The following is a 16,240-nucleotide window of genomic DNA, read 5'->3' as shown; positions in this document are numbered from 1 at the left end:
TTAAAAAAAAAATCATTTACTATTGATTATCTAGAATTAATTCCCCATGTTTAGCTCCGTTACGAATCTACAAAAAATATTTGAATATTGCTTATGAAAATTGATGAAATACAATTAAGAGTACGTTATGGTGAAACCGACCAGATGGGGGTAGTATATTACGGGAATTACGCATTATACCTAGAATCAGGGCGAACAGAGTGGTTGAGAAAGTTTGGATTATCTTACAAGTCGATGGAAGAAAGTGGTATCATGCTGCCAGTGGTTTCTTTGCATGTAAACTATAAAAAACCAGCCCGTTATGATGAAATAATTACCGTAAAAACAAAGCTAAAAAAAGTGCCTACGGTTAAGATAGAATTCGAGTATGAAATTACCAATACGGCGGGCGAAATCTTAACAACTGCCGAAACGACTTTGGTGTTTATTGACACAAAAACAAATCGCCCTACAATGGCTCCAAAATATCTTTTAGAAGCTTTAAAATAATAAACTAAATTTTTTTAATGGTAATTTCAAATAGGCTGTCGAAAATCTCAAAAATCTGTTTTGCGTCATTTTTTCTTACAGATATGGTAATTTGGCAGTCCAGTTCTAATTTCTGATTCGTGATATTGAGATTTTTTTCTTTTATAATACGCATGACCGTATTCATGTTTTTATAATCGAACTGGATAAGATATTCTATATTAATCGTTTTTGTTAAAATCTTTGCGGATTCTAGGCTTAGTTGCGCTGTGGTTTTATAAGCATTAATTAAACCCCCAACTCCTAATTTAACGCCACCAAAATAGCGCACAACCACAATTAATATATTGGTAACATCAAAGGATTGTATTTGGCCGTAAATAGGCATTCCTGCCGAATTATTGGGCTCACCATCATCATTGGCGCGATAAATGAGATCTTCGGTGCCAATTTGGTAGGCATAACACCAGTGTCGAGCCGCATGATGTTCTTTTTTTAAGTCTTTAATATGGTCCTTGACATCATCCTCAGAAGATATGGGGTATGCGTAACCAAAAAACTTACTGTTTTTATCCTTGAATAACACTGCTTCGGTGGCGGTGTCTATGGTTTTATAAGTGTCTTTTTTAGTCAAATAACTGTGATTTTGTATGAAACAGATTTATAACATCTTCGGTTTCTGGATTTAAATGCCAGGTTTTAAAGCCTAATAACTTAGCTGTATTGATGTTATCATTGTTATCGTCTATAAATAAACAACCCTCAGCCCCAATAGCGTTTTCGTTTAAAACAAACTCAAAAATAGAGGTGTTAGGTTTTGCTAGGTTAATTTCATGCGATAGATAAAAAGCATCAAAACAATTTTTAAAATCTTGGAAAAAAGGAACGTGTTTTTTTATCCAATTTATATGAAGCTCATTAGTGTTACTCAAAAGAATGAGCTGGTATTTGTTTTCTTGCTTAAGGTTTTTAATAAAATCTAATCGATACTCTGGGAAATCTTTAAGCATGAAATTCCAAACTTCAATTAATTCTGCTTTTGAAAGCTTCGGAAAATTTTCAGCATAAAAATCAAGAAACTCATCGGTCGATATTAAGCCTTGTTCATAAAGACCATTAAATGCTATCATTTCATCCGAAAGAGAATCCATTTTAAAGGTAGATAAGGCGTATTTTAAAGCGCCAGGTATATCTAAATTTATAAAGACGTTACCAAAATCGAAAATTAGAGTTTTAATCATTTTGATATATTTTAAGACTGTCTGTTTTTATTTTTTTTTCTTTTATAAATCGACCACTAAATACAGGGGCTTTAACACCTTGTTTAAAGGTGGTGTTTCCAGTAAATACACGAGCTTCGTCCCACAAGTTTTCGTCTATAAAGGTTTGAAGTGTTTTTGTTCCGCCTTCAATAATCATTGAATTTATATTTTTTTTGTGTAGTAAATCACAAATTTGTTTGGCGACATTAGAATCAAAATTTATTTCTTTTTCTGAAATTACAATCGTTTCAGCAGCTGCATTAAAAATTGCGTGTTTTTTAGAGCATTTGTTTTTTCTATCAATCACTATTCTTATCGGGTTTTGTCCAGTCCAATCTCTCACAGTTAAACTCGGATTGTCTTGAGCAACCGTGGTAGTACCCACTAAAATAGCCTGTTCTTCGCTGCGCCATTGGTGTACAAGTTGCCTAGAAAAAGTATTGGTAATCCAAACGGGGGTGTTATTTTTTTTGGTGCTTGGGGCTATAAAACCATCAAGGGTTTCGGCCCATTTTAACACAATGTAAGGTCTTTTTTTATTATGAAAAGTAAAAAAACGTTTATGGTGTGCTTTGCAGTCGTCTTCCAGAACGCCTACAATAACATTACAACCCGCATTTTTTAGTTTCTTAATACCTTGACCCGCAACTTGCTCGTTATCGTCCATACAGCCAATAACCACATTTGCAATTTGGTGTTTAATAATGAAATCGCTGCAAGGCGGTGTTTTACCAAAATGGGAGCAAGGTTCTAAAGTGACATAAAGCGTAGATGCTTTTAATAAAGACTTATCTGTTACCGCATTTATAGCATTTACTTCGGCATGATTACCACCGTATTTACTGGTGTAACCTTCGCCAATTATTTTGTTATTATGCACAATAACACTACCCACCATGGGGTTTGGTCGAGTAGAACCTAAACCGTTTTTAGCGATTTCAAGGCAGCGTTTCATGTATGTTTCGTGATGAGTCAATGTTATAATTTAATTTTTATATTGTCGGTTTTATCAATTTGGTAACGGTGAGAAAAGCCTAAAACCTTGTATTTTAAAATACCTTTATATTGTACTTTAAGTTGTTGGCTAAAAAGGCTGCCCAGTAGACCACCGAGATTTTTATGGCTAAAAATACTATCTGTAGGGATAACGATATTTAATGGTATGGAGAATTCTTGTTTTGCTGGCACATTAAAACTTTTGCTGGAAACAGTTCCCATTTCGTTATCATTTACAAACACTTTTATCTCTTCTGTTTTTAATTGGCCACCAATATCATTTGGGTTTAAAAACAAGGCGTTAGCAGTAAGTGTTAGGTGCTTGGGGGTAGATTCTACAACTTTAATATTTTCAACATTAAGAAATACAGGTTTTTGTTTAACCGAACAACTTGAAAAAACAAATAGTATTGTTGATAAAATAATTGAAAATTTTATACCGTTATTTTTATATTTAAGTATCTTCACTTGCTTAAATTTCATATTTTGAATGGGTAAAGATAATATAGTTATTCGAGAAATTAAACCAGAAGATAATGCTGAAATTGAAGCGGTGATTAAAGCCTGTTTCCATGAGTTTAATATTCCGTTAGAAGGTACGGCATATACCGATATTGAAACCTCTAGAATGTATGAGTCTTATCAAGACCATAATGCTGTGTATTATGTTATCGAAAAAAACGGAACTATTTTAGGTGGCGGCGGAATTAAACCTTTAAAGGACTTTGATACGAGTGTTTGCGAAATTCAAAAAATGTATTTTTCTCCTGTTGTAAGAGGAAAAGGCTACGGTAAACGCTTGTTTGAGAAGTGTTTGCAAGCAGCTAAAACAATGGGTTACAAACAATGCTATTTAGAGTCGGTAGCACAACTTAAAGCAGCAATTCACATTTACAAGTCTTACGGCTTTAAGCCTATAAAGCGGGCTTTAGGCAATACCGGGCATTCTTCTTGTAATATTTGGATGCTAAAAGACTTAAAAGATACCAATTAATGTATCTTTTTAATATATCTTTCCATAAACTTAGATGTAACTTGCATGTAGTAAGGTATTTAAGAAAACAAAAGTAAAAACAATCAAATGAAACTAAAGGACATTCAAAAAACATTTCACGACGAATTAGATACCACATACGGTCAAGAGGAGGTTGATAGTTTCTTTTTTATATTGATAGATTTCTATTATCAAGTTTCAAGAATAGAATTGGCTACAACACCCAGTTTGGAAATTAAAAATCAAGACGAGATTTTTAAAGCATTAGAAGCATTAAAACAAGAGCAGCCCATTCAGTATATCATTGGAGAAACTGAATTTTATGGTCTAAACTTTAAAGTGAATAAAAACGTTTTAATACCCCGGCCAGAAACCGAAGAATTGGTAGAATGGGTAATAAAAGTTTATAAAAATAAAAATACCGAAATAAAAATTTTAGATATCGGGACAGGTAGTGGTTGTATAGCGATAGCATTAGCTAAAAACTTACCAAATGCTAAAATATACGCTTTAGATATTAGTGAAAACGCCTTAAAAGTGGCCAAGCAAAATGCGGTTTTGAATAATGTAGAAGTGAATTTCTTTAAAGGTGATATCTTAAAAATGGAACAGGAGGGTTTTGATGAAGAAACCTTTGGCGACTTGGGAATTGAAGCTTTTAAATTTGACGTCATCGTTTCTAATCCGCCTTATATTAGAGTACAGGAGAAAATACAGATGAAAAACAATGTGTTGAATAACGAACCTCATTTGGCATTGTTTGTAAAAGATGAAGATCCCTTGTTGTTTTATAATGTTATTTCAGATTTTGCAAGGCATAAGTTGAAAGATGAAGGCCTCTTGTTTTTTGAAATTAATGAATATTTAGGCAACGATATGATAAGATTGTTAAAAGATAAACAGTTTAAAAACATAGAGTTAAAACAAGATATTTTTAAAAAAGATAGAATGATAAAAGGAACGTTGAATTAAAGGTTTAAATTGAATAATTTAGCCCGTTATAAAAACTAAGTTAAATCAGGCAAAACTTTAAGTTCCCCGACAATTATCGAGACAACGACTAGCACAACATGAATATAAAACAACAAATAGAAGAACTACGTAAGGACATACGTGAACACAATTATAATTATTACGTGTTGGATAAGCCAACAATATCCGATTACGATTTCGATATAAAACTCAAAGAACTTCAAGCGCTAGAAGCCAAATATCCTGAATTTTTCGATGCCAATTCACCAACACAACGCGTTGGGGGAGCGGTGACTAAAAATTTTGAAACGTTGGTGCACGAACAACGCATGTATTCTTTAGACAATTCGTACTCTAAAGAAGACTTGCTCGATTGGGAAACCCGCATAAAAAAATTGGTTGATGGTGATATCCAATACACCTGCGAGCTAAAATACGATGGCGCTTCTATAAGCATAACTTACGAAAATGGTCAATTGACAAAGGCTGTAACGCGAGGTGACGGTTTTCAAGGGGATAATGTCACAGCAAATGTAAGAACGATAAAATCTGTACCACTACAGTTAAAAGGGGATTATCCAGAAAAATTTGATATTCGAGGTGAAATCGTTTTACCTTTTGAGGGTTTTATTAAAATGAACGAGGAACGTATCGAATTGGGCGAAGAACCCTATAGAAACCCGAGAAATACCGCATCTGGTAGTTTAAAATTACAAGACAGTGCTGAAGTGGCAAAACGTCCTTTAGAATGTTTGTTATATAATTTAACGGGATCTAATTTAGGTATTAAATCGCAATACGAAAGTTTGGAGAAAGCGAGAGCGTGGGGATTTAAAGTACCCGATGTCGCAAAACTTGCCAATTCTATTAGTGAAGTTTTAGAATTTATAAATTATTGGAATACGCATAGACACGACTTACCTTACGAAACCGATGGTGTGGTTGTTAAGGTAAATAGCCTACAACAACAAGACGAATTGGGTTTTACGGCAAAAGCACCACGATGGGCGATGGCTTATAAATTTAAAGCAGAGCAAGTTTCTACACAATTAAACAGTATAACGTATCAAGTAGGTAGAACCGGAGCGATAACACCAGTAGCCAATTTGGAACCTGTTGAGTTGGCGGGTACAACCGTAAAACGCGCGTCTTTGCATAATGCCGACCAGATTGAAAAGTTAGATATTCGTGTAGGCGACCAAGTATTTGTTGAGAAAGGAGGCGAAATTATTCCAAAAATTATTGCAGTCGATTTAAGTAAGCGACTACCAAATACGGCCCCCACAAAATTTATAACACATTGTCCAGAATGCCATACAGAATTGGTACGACAAGAAGGCGAAGCACAACATTATTGTCCTAACTATAATGGTTGTATACCGCAAATAATTGGTCGTATTCAACATTTTATTTCAAGAAAAGCAATGGACATTGAGGGATTAGGTGGAGAAACGGTAGCACTCTTAGTTAATGAAGGGCTTATTAACGATTATTCAGATTTGTACACCTTAACAAAAGAACAAATCCTGCCTTTAGAACGCATGGCTGAAAAAAGTGCAGAAAATTTAATTGCAGGGGTAGCAGCATCAAAACAAATCCCGTTTGAACGTGTATTGTTCGCTTTAGGAATTCGATTTGTTGGGGAAACTGTTGCTAAAAAATTGGCTAAGCACTATAAGAGTATTGATGCCCTCGCTTTGGCAACCGAAACCGATTTAGTGAATGTCGATGAAATAGGCGTAAAAATAGCACAAAGTGTTTCTGCATTTTTTAAAGACGAAAAAAACATTTCGATTTTAAATAAACTGAAACAGTATGGAGTTCAGTTAGAAATGTCTGAAGAGCAACTCAAGGGGCAAACTAATCTTTTAGAAGGACAAGCTATTGTGGTTACTGGTGTTTTTGAAACGATTTCCAGAACAGATTTAAAAAAATTAATTGAAGATAACGGTGGGAAGGTAAGCAGTTCTATTTCTTCAAAAACCAGTTATATTGTGGCAGGTTCTAATATGGGGCCAAGTAAAAAACAAAAGGCAGATAAATTAAATATTGAAATTGTTGACGAATTAACATTTTTACAAAAACTAAATACACAATCTTAAAATGCTTAATAATTAATTTAGGTTGAATATTCTTATAATATTAATTAAGTTGTTAATTTTCAATTATATTTGTCAAATAAATGACTTGATATTATTAAGAGTTTCTCAAAAATTATAATCGTTTTAATAGGTCTTATTTGCTTAACGTATACTGGCTTAATGATTGCTAGCAAAGATGCTCTTGCAATGGATTTAAGTGCTTTTATTGTGCCTTTAATCGCACTGCTTTATTTTATCTCAAATAATAAAAAAACATTATTTTTTAGTCTGTTTTTAATGTTTTATGCATCTACAGAATTATTGTTTTTTTTTAGATTACTACTAAGTGATAATGCTTATTATTTTGTTGGTATGGTTCTAGGAATTTTAGCCTATTTGTTTTTTGTTTATCGAGTTTGCTAAAACTTTTGACTTTAAAATTCTATTGAAAAGATTTAAAATGCAGGTGGTAATCCTGTCGTTTTTAAGTCTCTATACTTGCTACTTTTTATTTGACTTCATGGCCTCGACATTTGTTTTGACCATAGATTATTTTTTAGAAAACTTGTATAATTCTCTGTTGTTTGCATCACTTTCTTTGGCCTTTCTAAATTATATTCACAAAGAAAATAAAAAGTCTTGGTTTTTGTTTTTAGGTACGATGAGCTTAGTTTTTAGCGAGATTGCTTTTGTTGCTTATTTATTTTTAATTGAAGAAAATGCTTTCGATTTTATGTTTGTCGTGTTAATGGCATTAGCCTTTTATTTCTTCGTGAAACAAGCCAAGTATAACGATGATGCTGTGGACCAGAAAAGTATGACCAAGACCTAGTTTTGATACATCAAAATTTAGACCTTTTGAATATCTTCTACGTTTTCAAATTAATACTTAGGGGTATTAAAGTAAATAAGATTGCCTTTGTAAATTGGAAGACTGCTTTAAAATTGTACTAAAAACCCTTTCTGCATTTTTAAACAATAATCGAGGTGCCATTAGCCACCTTTTGTTTATCAGAATCAAAATAAAAGTCAATTTTACCAAGATTAATACCGTGGCATCCTACTTGGTTAACTAACATGTTTTTGCCTTCAATATTTTTTACAATGGTGGGTTTCTTTAAAAACGTATGAGTATGACCACCAATAATCAAATCAATATTTTTGGTTGCGGCAGCAAGTTTTAAGTCGCTAATTTTTGTATCGTTTTTTCTGTAATTATAGCCTAAATGCGATAAGCAAATAATTAAATCACATTGCTCGTCTTCTTTAAGAGTTCTCGTAATATCTTGTGTGATTTCTATAGGATCTAGGTATTTGGTTTCTTTAAACATGTTAGGAGCAACCAATCCATCTAGTTCAATCCCCAATCCAAACACTCCAATTTTTATGGCGCCTTTTTTAAAAATTTTATAGGGCTTTATAAGGGTATCCATAACCGTGTTAGAAAAATCGTAGTTGGACGATACAAACTCAAATTTGGCATGTGGTAATTGTGCATACAAACCCTCGATACCATTATCAAATTCATGGTTTCCAATGGTGGCAGCATCATATTTTAACATGCTCATTAATTTAAATTCAAGTTCACCACCATAATAGTTAAAATAAGGTGTTCCTTGAAAAATATCACCTGCATCCAAAAGTAAGGTATTCGGATTTTCATGTCTAATCGATTCAATAAGGCTAGCGCGTCTTGCGACACCTCCCATATTAGCGTTCCTGCCATCGTTTGGTCCAAAAGGATCGACATGACTATGTACGTCGTTAGTATGTAATATCGTTATTTTAGAGCTTTTCTCGGGTGCAGTAAAGGATTGTAGTCCATAAGAACCAAGTGTTACTAATGCTGCTCCAGCGGCGGTTTGTTGTATAAAATCTCTACGTTTCATTTTTAGTAATTTGTTGCTAAATAAGGCTTAATGGTTTGTTTTGAACATGACTCGTCTATTTAATTTGAGTAAATCTATCGTCAATAACAGGCTTTATCGTGTCTAGTTTTATAAACTTATCAATTAAGGCATTTCTTATTTTATAGTCTAAAATATATAGTCCTTCGTTGGTTTGAAAGAAAGACATACTATCACCACCATTGTATAAATAATCATTTGTGGCTACATAATAGGTTTTGTTTTCATCAATAGTTTTTCCGTTAATGGAAGCTTCGTGGACATTAAAATTTGCATCTAACACAAGTTTTAATTTAGAAATGGGGTGTGGGCGTTTAGATTTCGAAAGGTAATTAATGAGTTTGTTAACTTCGGTGCCTTTTAAAGCGACTACAACAATGCTATTTTCAAAAGGCATCAAATTAAAGGCACTCCTTTTTGAGATTTCTCCTTTTGGCAGAGCCGATCGTATGCCGCCGTAGTTTAGTAAAACCATATCTATATTCTTACCAGTTCGACTGAAGAAGATGGGGTTTCCTTCACTGTAAACCGCATCGGCCATAAAGTTACCAATTGCGGTATTAAAATCACCGTTGTTTTTAGAGTAGGTTTCTGGAGCATAGGCCAACACGCTATCAAGGTCTTGTTGAATTTTTTCCCTAAAGGGTTTAATGTATGCCGCTATTTCGGCATGCGATTCTATACTGTCTGTAATTGGTATCTGTTTGCCCTCAATTTTAAATACATGTTGTTTCTCTTGCTGGCATCCTGATAAAATTAAAATATTTAACAAAATAATAAAATATGTGAACCTCATAAACTAAACGGAATTTTTGAACCTACTTTTGCTACCTTTGCTTCAAATTTAAAGCATAAAGATAAATGATTTTAAAAGGTTTTAAAGAAAAATCTAATAAAAAGTATCTAAACAAATTGTTGTCTAAGCGCCATATTAGTCCTGAAAACGGAAAAATTAAAAGTTTGGGTGTTATCTTAAATATTGATGAATTTAATGATTTTGAAGCGTTTAGAGATTTAGCTCATAACTTAAATGTGCGTCCCAACAGATTTAAAATTATTGGATTTTCAGCTAAAGAAGATCTTGATCTTAATAATAACTGGGAATCCTGTTATACACCAAACGATTTTGGTTGGAATGGCAGCATAAAAAATAAGGAGTTGCAGTTGTTTTTGAATAGAAAGTTTGATGCGCTAATTAGTTATTACACTACAGAAGTTTTAGAGCTTAAATTGCTCACAGCAAAATGTCAAGCAGATTTTAAAATTGGGGTAATTCAAACCGATTCCCGACTAAACGATCTCATAATAAAAACAGATTTAAAGGCCTTTGAAGTATTTAAGTCGGAGTTGCACAAATATCTAACTACATTAAATAAAATTGAAAATGAATAATAAGTTTATCGGCACAGGAGTTGCGTTAGTGACCCCATTTAAAACTGATTTGAGTATAGATCAGGAGGCATTGACAAATATTGTTAATTTTAACATTGATAATGGAATCGATTATTTAGTAATCTCTGGGACTACTGGCGAAAGTGTAACCATAACTAAAGAAGAAAAACGTGCTATTGTTAAAACGATATCTCAAGCCAATAAAGGGCGATTACCTTTGGTTTTGGGTATTGGTGGTAACCATACGGCTGCTATTATTGAGGAGATAAACGCTACCGATTTAAGCGATATCGACGCTATTTTATCAGTAGCTCCTTATTATAGCAAACCAACCCAAGAAGGCCTCTATCAGCATTTTAAAGCCATAGCAGAAGTGTGTCCTGTAGACATCATTTTATATAACGTACCTGGGCGCACATCTAAAAACATGGCCCCGGAAACGACATTGCGTTTAGCTCGTGATTTTAAGAATATAGTGGCCGTGAAAGAAGCAGGCAACAATGTTGCCCAATACTTACAGCTTTTAAAAAACAAACCAAAAGATTTTCATATTATATCGGGCGACGACGATTTAGCATTGGGTGTTGTTTTAGCTGGTGGAGCGGGTGTTATTTCGGTTATTGGTCAAGCGTTTCCTAAAGATTTTTCAGACATGATTCGCCTCGGTTTACAAGGCGATGCTAAAGCGGCTTATAAAATTCATTTTAAGTTGATGGATGTCGTAAGTTATATTTTTGAAGAGAATAATCCAGCGGGAATAAAAGCCGTTTTCGACGCTTTAAATTTATGTCAAGACACCGTGAGATTACCATTAGTTTCAGCCTCTAAACCTTTAAAAGAAAAAATCGCTAGTTTTGTAAAAAGTATTAATTAATGTTAATAATTACTTAAACCTTACAGTTGCTCTTATTGAACGTTTATTTTAGCAGTGAAATTATATTTTTAAATTCCATATTAATAACCTAATTTTGCATCCTGTTTTAAAATATATGAAGAAGTTTTTTTACATTATTATAACGTTATCAATTTTCAGCAGTTGCAGCGAATATCAAAAAGTTTTAAAAAACGAAGATATTGCCCCGAAATTCAAAATGGGTGAAGCGCTTTACAACGACGGAAAATACGAAAAAGCAAACAAACTTTTTGCTCAAATCGTACCGAGTTATAGAGGTAAGCCTCAAGCTGAAAAGTTAATGTATTTGTACTCAAATACGTTTTATAAAACCAAAGATTACTATTTAGCTGCGTACCAATTCGAGCGTTTTGCGACGAGCTATCCAAATAGTGAGAAAGCTGAAGAGGCCTCTTTTTTAAGTGCCAAAAGTTATTATATGCTTTCTCCAGTATACTCAAAAGACCAGACCGAAACGGTTAATGCTCTAGAGAAATTACAAGCTTTTATTAATGCTTATCCAGAGTCTGAGTTTAGTGAAGAAGCGAATGTGCTGGTTAAAGAGTTAGATTTAAAATTAGAAACCAAGGCCTTTGAAATCGCCAAGCAATACAATAAAATTGCGTTTACCTCTACAGAGCTCAACGCAGCAATTAAATCTTTCGATAATTTTATATTAGATTTCCCTGGGTCTTCTTTGCGTGAAGACGCCTTGTTTTACAGGTTCGACTCGGCCTACAAATTAGCCATTAATAGTGTAGAATATAAAAAACAAGAAAGACTTCAAACAGCAAAAGAATATTACGAATCGTTTAAAAAACGATACAAAAACTCCAAGCATATGGAAACCATAAATGTCATGGCTTCGGAGATTGATGAATCATTACAAAAATATAGCACTAAAAGTTAAATAATCATGTCAATGGACTTAAAGAAAACCAACGCTCCCGTTAATACAATCACTTACGATCGAAATCAAATCGATGAACCAACAGGTAACATTTACGAATCGATATCGATTATAGCAAGGCGTGCTGAACAAATTAATTCGGAAATTAAAAAAGAACTTATCGACAAGTTGGATGAATTTGCAACCTACAACGATAGTCTTGAAGAGGTTTTTGAAAACAAAGAACAAATCGAGGTTTCTAAATTTTACGAGCGTCTTCCAAAACCGCATGCTTTAGCGGTTAATGAATGGTTAACAGACAAAATCTACTATAGAAATACTAAAGAAGATTCTAATTCATAATATTGAACATTTAGTATTATGAGTATTCTAAGCGGCAAGAACATACTATTAGGTGTTAGTGGTGGTATTGCCGCTTATAAAACGGCGGCTTTAGTACGTTTGTTTATAAAATCTGGCGCGAACGTAAAAGTTATCATGACGCCGTCTTCAAAAGAATTTGTTACTCCACTAACCTTATCAACACTATCTAAAAACCCAGTCCATTCTTCCTTTATAAATGAAGAAGATGAAAATGCGGTTTGGAATAATCATGTCGATCTTGGGTTATGGGCAGATGTATTTCTAATTGCCCCTGCAACCGCTAATACCTTGTCTAAAATGGCGAATGGTACCTGCGATAATCTGCTCTTAGCAACTTATTTATCGGCTAAATGTCCGGTGTATTTTGCACCAGCAATGGACTTGGATATGTACAAACACCCAAGCACATTAAAATCTTTCGAAAAATTGGCAGCTTTTGGGAACATTATGATTCCAGCAACAAGCGGCGAATTGGCCAGTGGTTTGGTAGGAGAGGGGCGTATGGCAGAGCCAGAAGATATGGTCACCTTTATCGAAAATGATGTTTTAGGAAAATTACCCTTACGCGGAAAAAAAGTCTTAATAACAGCGGGGCCAACTTACGAGGCGATAGACCCAGTTCGTTTTATTGGTAATCATTCTAGTGGGAAAATGGGTTTTGAAATCGCTAAAACTGCAGCAAGTTTGGGCGCAGAAGTCATTTTAATTACTGGCCCAACCCAACAAAAAGTACAACACACTTTAATTCGCGTTGTGCCTATTATTAGTGCTGAAGAGATGTATCGTGAAGCTCATAAGTATTTTCAAGATGTCGATATCGCTATACTCTCGGCAGCGGTTGCAGATTACAAGCCAAAAACTGCCGCATCAAAAAAAATAAAAAAGACCCAGACTACTTTTAGTATCGACTTGGTAAAAACTAAGGATATATTATTATCTTTAGGAGAAGTAAAAAAACATCAATTTTTAGTTGGCTTTGCTTTAGAAACCGATAATGAGGTAGAAAATGCCATTCTAAAATTAAAGCGCAAGCATTTAAATTTAATTGTTTTGAACTCCTTGAACGACCAAGGTGCTGGCTTTAAAACGGACACCAATAAGGTTACTTTTATTGATGAGTTTGAAACGATTACCGAGTACCAATTGAAATCTAAAACCGAAGTTGCTCAAGATTTATTAACCGAAATTATAAGACAAATCGATGCGTAATATTATTTTATTCTTATCAGTATGTTTTGGTTTTATAGGGTTTTCTCAAGAATTAAATTGCAATATTGTCGTTAATGCTTTGCAAACCGGAAACGAGAACTTGCAGGTTTTTAAAACCCTTGAGAAACAATTAAACGAGTTTGTTAATAATACCACATGGACCACGAAAAAACACAAGAGTCAGGAACGTATTAATTGCAACATGGTTATTAGTTTAACCGAATTTAGTGGTGAAACTTTTCAAGGTACACTTCAAGTACAATCTTCACGACCGGTTTTTGGCTCTTCTTACAGCACACCACTATATAGTTTTAACGATAAAGATGTTACTTTTAGGTATTTAGAGTTTCAGGATTTAACATTTAATCCCAATCAATTTGAGTCTAATTTAGTTTCGGTTTTGGCATTTCATATTTATATGATTTTAGCCATAGACGCCGATTCGTTTGCTGAAAATGGAGGTGCCCCATACTACACTCAAGCACAAATTATCACGAATTATTCGCAACAGGATAACTTTAAAGGCTGGAAAGCTGCAGATGGTTTACAGAGTAGATTTGCATTAATTGATAATATCTTATCTCCAACTTTTAAAGAGTACAGGGAAGTCATGTATGCTTATCATATAAATGGCCTTGATAAAATGAGTGAAGATGTAAAAGCAGGGAAAGAAGAAATCGCAGCGGCTTTATTAGAATTTCAGGCTATGAATAGACGAAGACCAAATTCCTTCGTTTTGCGAACTTTTTTTGATGCTAAGGCGGGTGAAATAGAGCAAATATTTTCTGAAGGCCCTAGTGTTAATATTGCAAAATTGAAAGAAGCACTGCAAAAAATTGCGCCTACACATTCTAATAAATGGCGAAATATTAAATTTTAACTGGAGTTATACCAATTTAACCATATAAAATCGTAATAAATAGTTTCTTTTTTGCTTACTTTTCATCAAAAATAATTACCGTAACGATGCTATGCTATTTATTTTTCATTTCAATTAATCAAAAAATAATTCAATTTATTTACACGACTTTACAAGTTAAATTGGTATTAAAATAAAAAAAATTACGATCTTTAATTTTCAAATCTTTAAAAAATTAAACGCAATTGTTAAGCTCACTATCAATAAAAAATTACGCTTTAATTGATAATCTTCAAGTTAATTTTAACAACGGATTATCTATAATTACAGGAGAAACCGGAGCCGGTAAATCTATTTTATTAGGTGGTTTATCTTTAATTCTGGGTAAACGCGCAGATTTAAGTAGTTTGAAGGACACGACTCAAAAATGTATTATTGAAGCCGTTTTCGATGTGTCAAATTATAATTTGAAAACACTTTTTGAGACCGAAGACTTAGATTATGAGACGCAAACCATCATTCGTCGTGAAATTTTACCTTCTGGAAAATCTAGAGCTTTTATAAACGACTCTCCTGTAAAGTTAAGTAGTTTACAAGCACTTAGCGAGCGATTAATTGATATTCATTCTCAACACCAAACACTGCAATTAACAAGCGACGATTTTCAGTTTCAGGTGATTGATGCTTTGGCTGATAATCATACTTTGTTACAGCAGTATACTAAAGAGTTAAAGGACTATAAAAAATTACAAAAAGAATTAAAATCGTTGTTGGTTTTTCAAGCTGAGGCCATTAAAGAATACGACTATAATGCCTTTTTGTTAAACGAGTTAATTGAAGCTAATTTAATCGAAGGCGAGCAACAAGCGCTTGAAGAAGAATACGAAACCCTAAACAATATTGAAGGTATACAAGAAAAACTCTCAGAATCTTACAAATTGTTAGATGATGAACAAATTGGAGTTTTAACAACCTTAACTAGCGTAAAAAATAATCTTCAAAATATTTCGGGTTTTTCTACTAAATACGAAGATTTATTCAATAGAGTAAATAGTAGTTTAATAGATTTAAACGATGTTTTTAGTGAGATAGATGCCCTACAAGAAGGTCTAGAGGCCGATCCTAATCGTTTAGAAGTTGTCGATTCCAAATTAAAAACGCTTCATAACCTCATGCAGAAGCACTTGACGACGGAGGTTTCGGAATTAATTAAAATAAAAAACGAATTAGAGGATAAGGTTACCACGACCGAGCACTTAGATGATGATATCAATAAGAAACAGGCCGAAATTGAAACTCAGAAAACACAACTTAAATCCATTTCAAAACAAATAAGTGAGAATCGTTCAAAAGCCATACCGGTTTTAAAGAAGCAGCTTGAGCTTATTTTAAAGAGTTTAGGCATGCCAAATGCACAATTTAAAATTGAAGTTGCTTTGGTAGATCAATTCTTCTCAAATGGCCAAGATGAATTAACTTTTTTATTTTCAGCCAATAAAGGCGGAAGTTTTAATGCGCTTAAAAAAGCAGCCTCAGGGGGCGAATTGTCTCGAATAATGCTTGCCATTAAATCGGTCTTATCAAAATATGTGCAACTACCAACTATAATGTTCGATGAGATTGATACCGGAGTTTCTGGTGAAATATCTAATAAAATGGGTGATATTATGTTGCAAATGAGCAAAACGATGCAGGTGTTTTCGATAACCCATTTACCACAAATCGCCGCTAAAGGCGATGCGCATTTTAAAGTGTATAAAGAGGATGTTAACGAGGTAACTCAAACCAATTTAGTGAAATTAAATCACGACGAGCGCATCGTCGAAATTGCTCAAATGCTAGGCGGTTTAGAGATGTCTTCGTCTGCAATTGCCCACGCTAAAGAACTATTAACTAACAACTAGAGTCAGTAAATTGGCTGGAGTTAATAGGTAT

19 protein-coding genes are annotated in these 16,240 nt (G+C 33.7%); 13 read left to right on the top strand and 6 right to left on the bottom strand.

The window, feature by feature from the left end:
* The first annotated feature begins 93 nt into the window (after positions 1-93).
* Positions 94-489 carry an acyl-CoA thioesterase gene (locus FEZ18_RS14580; protein WP_153269003.1) on the top strand — a complete coding sequence of 132 codons (396 nt, stop codon included), beginning with the start codon at positions 94-96 and terminating at the stop codon, positions 487-489.
* 4 nt (positions 490-493) lie between these two features.
* Here the strand turns inward: FEZ18_RS14580 and FEZ18_RS14575 are convergent, their stop codons facing one another.
* The 4 genes from FEZ18_RS14575 to FEZ18_RS14560 are packed head-to-tail and all read right to left on the bottom strand — an operon-like array spanning position 494 to position 3,209.
* Positions 494-1,102, bottom strand: a complete 609-nt coding sequence (locus FEZ18_RS14575; protein WP_153269002.1) for an IMPACT family protein — start codon at positions 1,100-1,102, stop codon at positions 494-496.
* Entirely contained in the window at positions 1,095-1,709 is a 615-nt protein-coding gene (locus FEZ18_RS14570; RefSeq protein WP_153269001.1) for an HAD family hydrolase, read from the bottom strand. Before FEZ18_RS14570 ends, FEZ18_RS14575 begins: the two co-directional genes overlap by 8 nt.
* Positions 1,702-2,685: a bifunctional diaminohydroxyphosphoribosylaminopyrimidine deaminase/5-amino-6-(5-phosphoribosylamino)uracil reductase RibD gene (gene ribD / locus FEZ18_RS14565; protein WP_410505121.1), complete on the bottom strand. Its 984-nt coding sequence runs from the start codon at positions 2,683-2,685 to the stop codon at positions 1,702-1,704. The genes FEZ18_RS14570 and ribD overlap by 8 nt, the downstream gene beginning before the upstream one ends.
* Before the next feature lie 23 nt (positions 2,686-2,708).
* The gene (locus FEZ18_RS14560; RefSeq protein WP_228122779.1) at positions 2,709-3,209 is read right to left on the bottom strand and encodes an LEA type 2 family protein; all 501 of its coding nucleotides are present in this window, start codon (positions 3,207-3,209) and stop codon (positions 2,709-2,711) included.
* A 7-nt stretch (positions 3,210-3,216) separates the two neighbouring features.
* Here FEZ18_RS14560 and FEZ18_RS14555 point away from each other — a divergent pair, with 7 nt between their 5' ends.
* The 5 genes from FEZ18_RS14555 (at position 3,217) to FEZ18_RS14535 (ending at position 7,605) form a co-directional block, all read left to right on the top strand.
* Positions 3,217-3,720 carry a GNAT family N-acetyltransferase gene (locus tag FEZ18_RS14555; RefSeq protein WP_153268999.1) on the top strand — a complete coding sequence of 168 codons (504 nt, stop codon included), beginning with the start codon at positions 3,217-3,219 and terminating at the stop codon, positions 3,718-3,720.
* 87 nt (positions 3,721-3,807) lie between these two features.
* On the top strand, positions 3,808-4,692 hold the full coding sequence (gene prmC, locus FEZ18_RS14550) for a peptide chain release factor N(5)-glutamine methyltransferase (protein ID WP_153268998.1): 885 nt from the start codon (positions 3,808-3,810) through the stop codon (positions 4,690-4,692).
* Between the two features lie 98 nt (positions 4,693-4,790).
* Positions 4,791-6,794 (top strand): NAD-dependent DNA ligase LigA, encoded by a 2,004-nt coding sequence (gene ligA, locus FEZ18_RS14545; protein ID WP_153268997.1) that lies wholly within the window; start codon positions 4,791-4,793, stop codon positions 6,792-6,794.
* A 159-nt stretch (positions 6,795-6,953) separates the two neighbouring features.
* On the top strand, positions 6,954-7,196 hold the full coding sequence (locus FEZ18_RS14540; RefSeq protein ID WP_153268996.1) for a hypothetical protein: 243 nt from the start codon (positions 6,954-6,956) through the stop codon (positions 7,194-7,196).
* 22 nt (positions 7,197-7,218) lie between these two features.
* On the top strand, positions 7,219-7,605 hold the full coding sequence (locus FEZ18_RS14535) for a hypothetical protein (protein ID WP_153268995.1): 387 nt from the start codon (positions 7,219-7,221) through the stop codon (positions 7,603-7,605).
* A 139-nt stretch (positions 7,606-7,744) separates the two neighbouring features.
* Here FEZ18_RS14535 and FEZ18_RS14530 read toward each other — a convergent pair whose 3' ends face one another.
* A complete protein-coding gene (locus FEZ18_RS14530) occupies positions 7,745-8,662 on the bottom strand; it encodes a bifunctional metallophosphatase/5'-nucleotidase (protein ID WP_153268994.1) in 918 nt (305 codons plus the stop codon).
* A gap of 55 nt (positions 8,663-8,717) precedes the next feature.
* Positions 8,718-9,476, bottom strand: a complete 759-nt coding sequence (locus tag FEZ18_RS14525; protein ID WP_153268993.1) for a 5'-nucleotidase C-terminal domain-containing protein — start codon at positions 9,474-9,476, stop codon at positions 8,718-8,720.
* Between the two features lie 65 nt (positions 9,477-9,541).
* Between FEZ18_RS14525 and FEZ18_RS14520 the strand changes: the two genes are divergently transcribed.
* From FEZ18_RS14520 to recN, 7 genes are all read left to right on the top strand, one after another.
* Positions 9,542-10,072, top strand: coding sequence for a DUF6913 domain-containing protein (locus tag FEZ18_RS14520; RefSeq protein ID WP_153268992.1), 531 nt, complete (start codon positions 9,542-9,544; stop codon positions 10,070-10,072).
* A complete protein-coding gene (gene dapA / locus FEZ18_RS14515; RefSeq protein ID WP_153268991.1) occupies positions 10,065-10,946 on the top strand; it encodes a 4-hydroxy-tetrahydrodipicolinate synthase in 882 nt (293 codons plus the stop codon). Before FEZ18_RS14520 ends, dapA begins: the two co-directional genes overlap by 8 nt.
* Positions 10,947-11,061: 115 nt before the next feature.
* On the top strand, positions 11,062-11,874 hold the full coding sequence (locus tag FEZ18_RS14510; protein WP_153268990.1) for an outer membrane protein assembly factor BamD: 813 nt from the start codon (positions 11,062-11,064) through the stop codon (positions 11,872-11,874).
* 12 nt (positions 11,875-11,886) lie between these two features.
* Entirely contained in the window at positions 11,887-12,216 is a 330-nt protein-coding gene (locus FEZ18_RS14505; RefSeq protein ID WP_153268989.1) for a DNA-directed RNA polymerase subunit omega, read from the top strand.
* 18 nt (positions 12,217-12,234) lie between these two features.
* The gene (gene coaBC / locus FEZ18_RS14500) at positions 12,235-13,446 is read left to right on the top strand and encodes a bifunctional phosphopantothenoylcysteine decarboxylase/phosphopantothenate--cysteine ligase CoaBC (RefSeq protein WP_153268988.1); all 1,212 of its coding nucleotides are present in this window, start codon (positions 12,235-12,237) and stop codon (positions 13,444-13,446) included.
* Positions 13,439-14,326: a DUF4835 family protein gene (locus FEZ18_RS14495; RefSeq protein ID WP_153268987.1), complete on the top strand. Its 888-nt coding sequence runs from the start codon at positions 13,439-13,441 to the stop codon at positions 14,324-14,326. Before coaBC ends, FEZ18_RS14495 begins: the two co-directional genes overlap by 8 nt.
* 224 nt (positions 14,327-14,550) lie before the next feature.
* Entirely contained in the window at positions 14,551-16,209 is a 1,659-nt protein-coding gene (gene recN / locus FEZ18_RS14490) for a DNA repair protein RecN (RefSeq protein ID WP_153268986.1), read from the top strand.
* Positions 16,210-16,240 lie beyond the last annotated feature (31 nt).

It is taken from the genome of Oceanihabitans sp. IOP_32 (assembly GCF_009498295.1).
In the GTDB taxonomy this organism is placed as follows: Bacteria; Bacteroidota; Bacteroidia; order Flavobacteriales; family Flavobacteriaceae; genus Wocania; species Wocania indica.
This window is presented reverse-complemented; position numbering and strand designations above follow the sequence as displayed.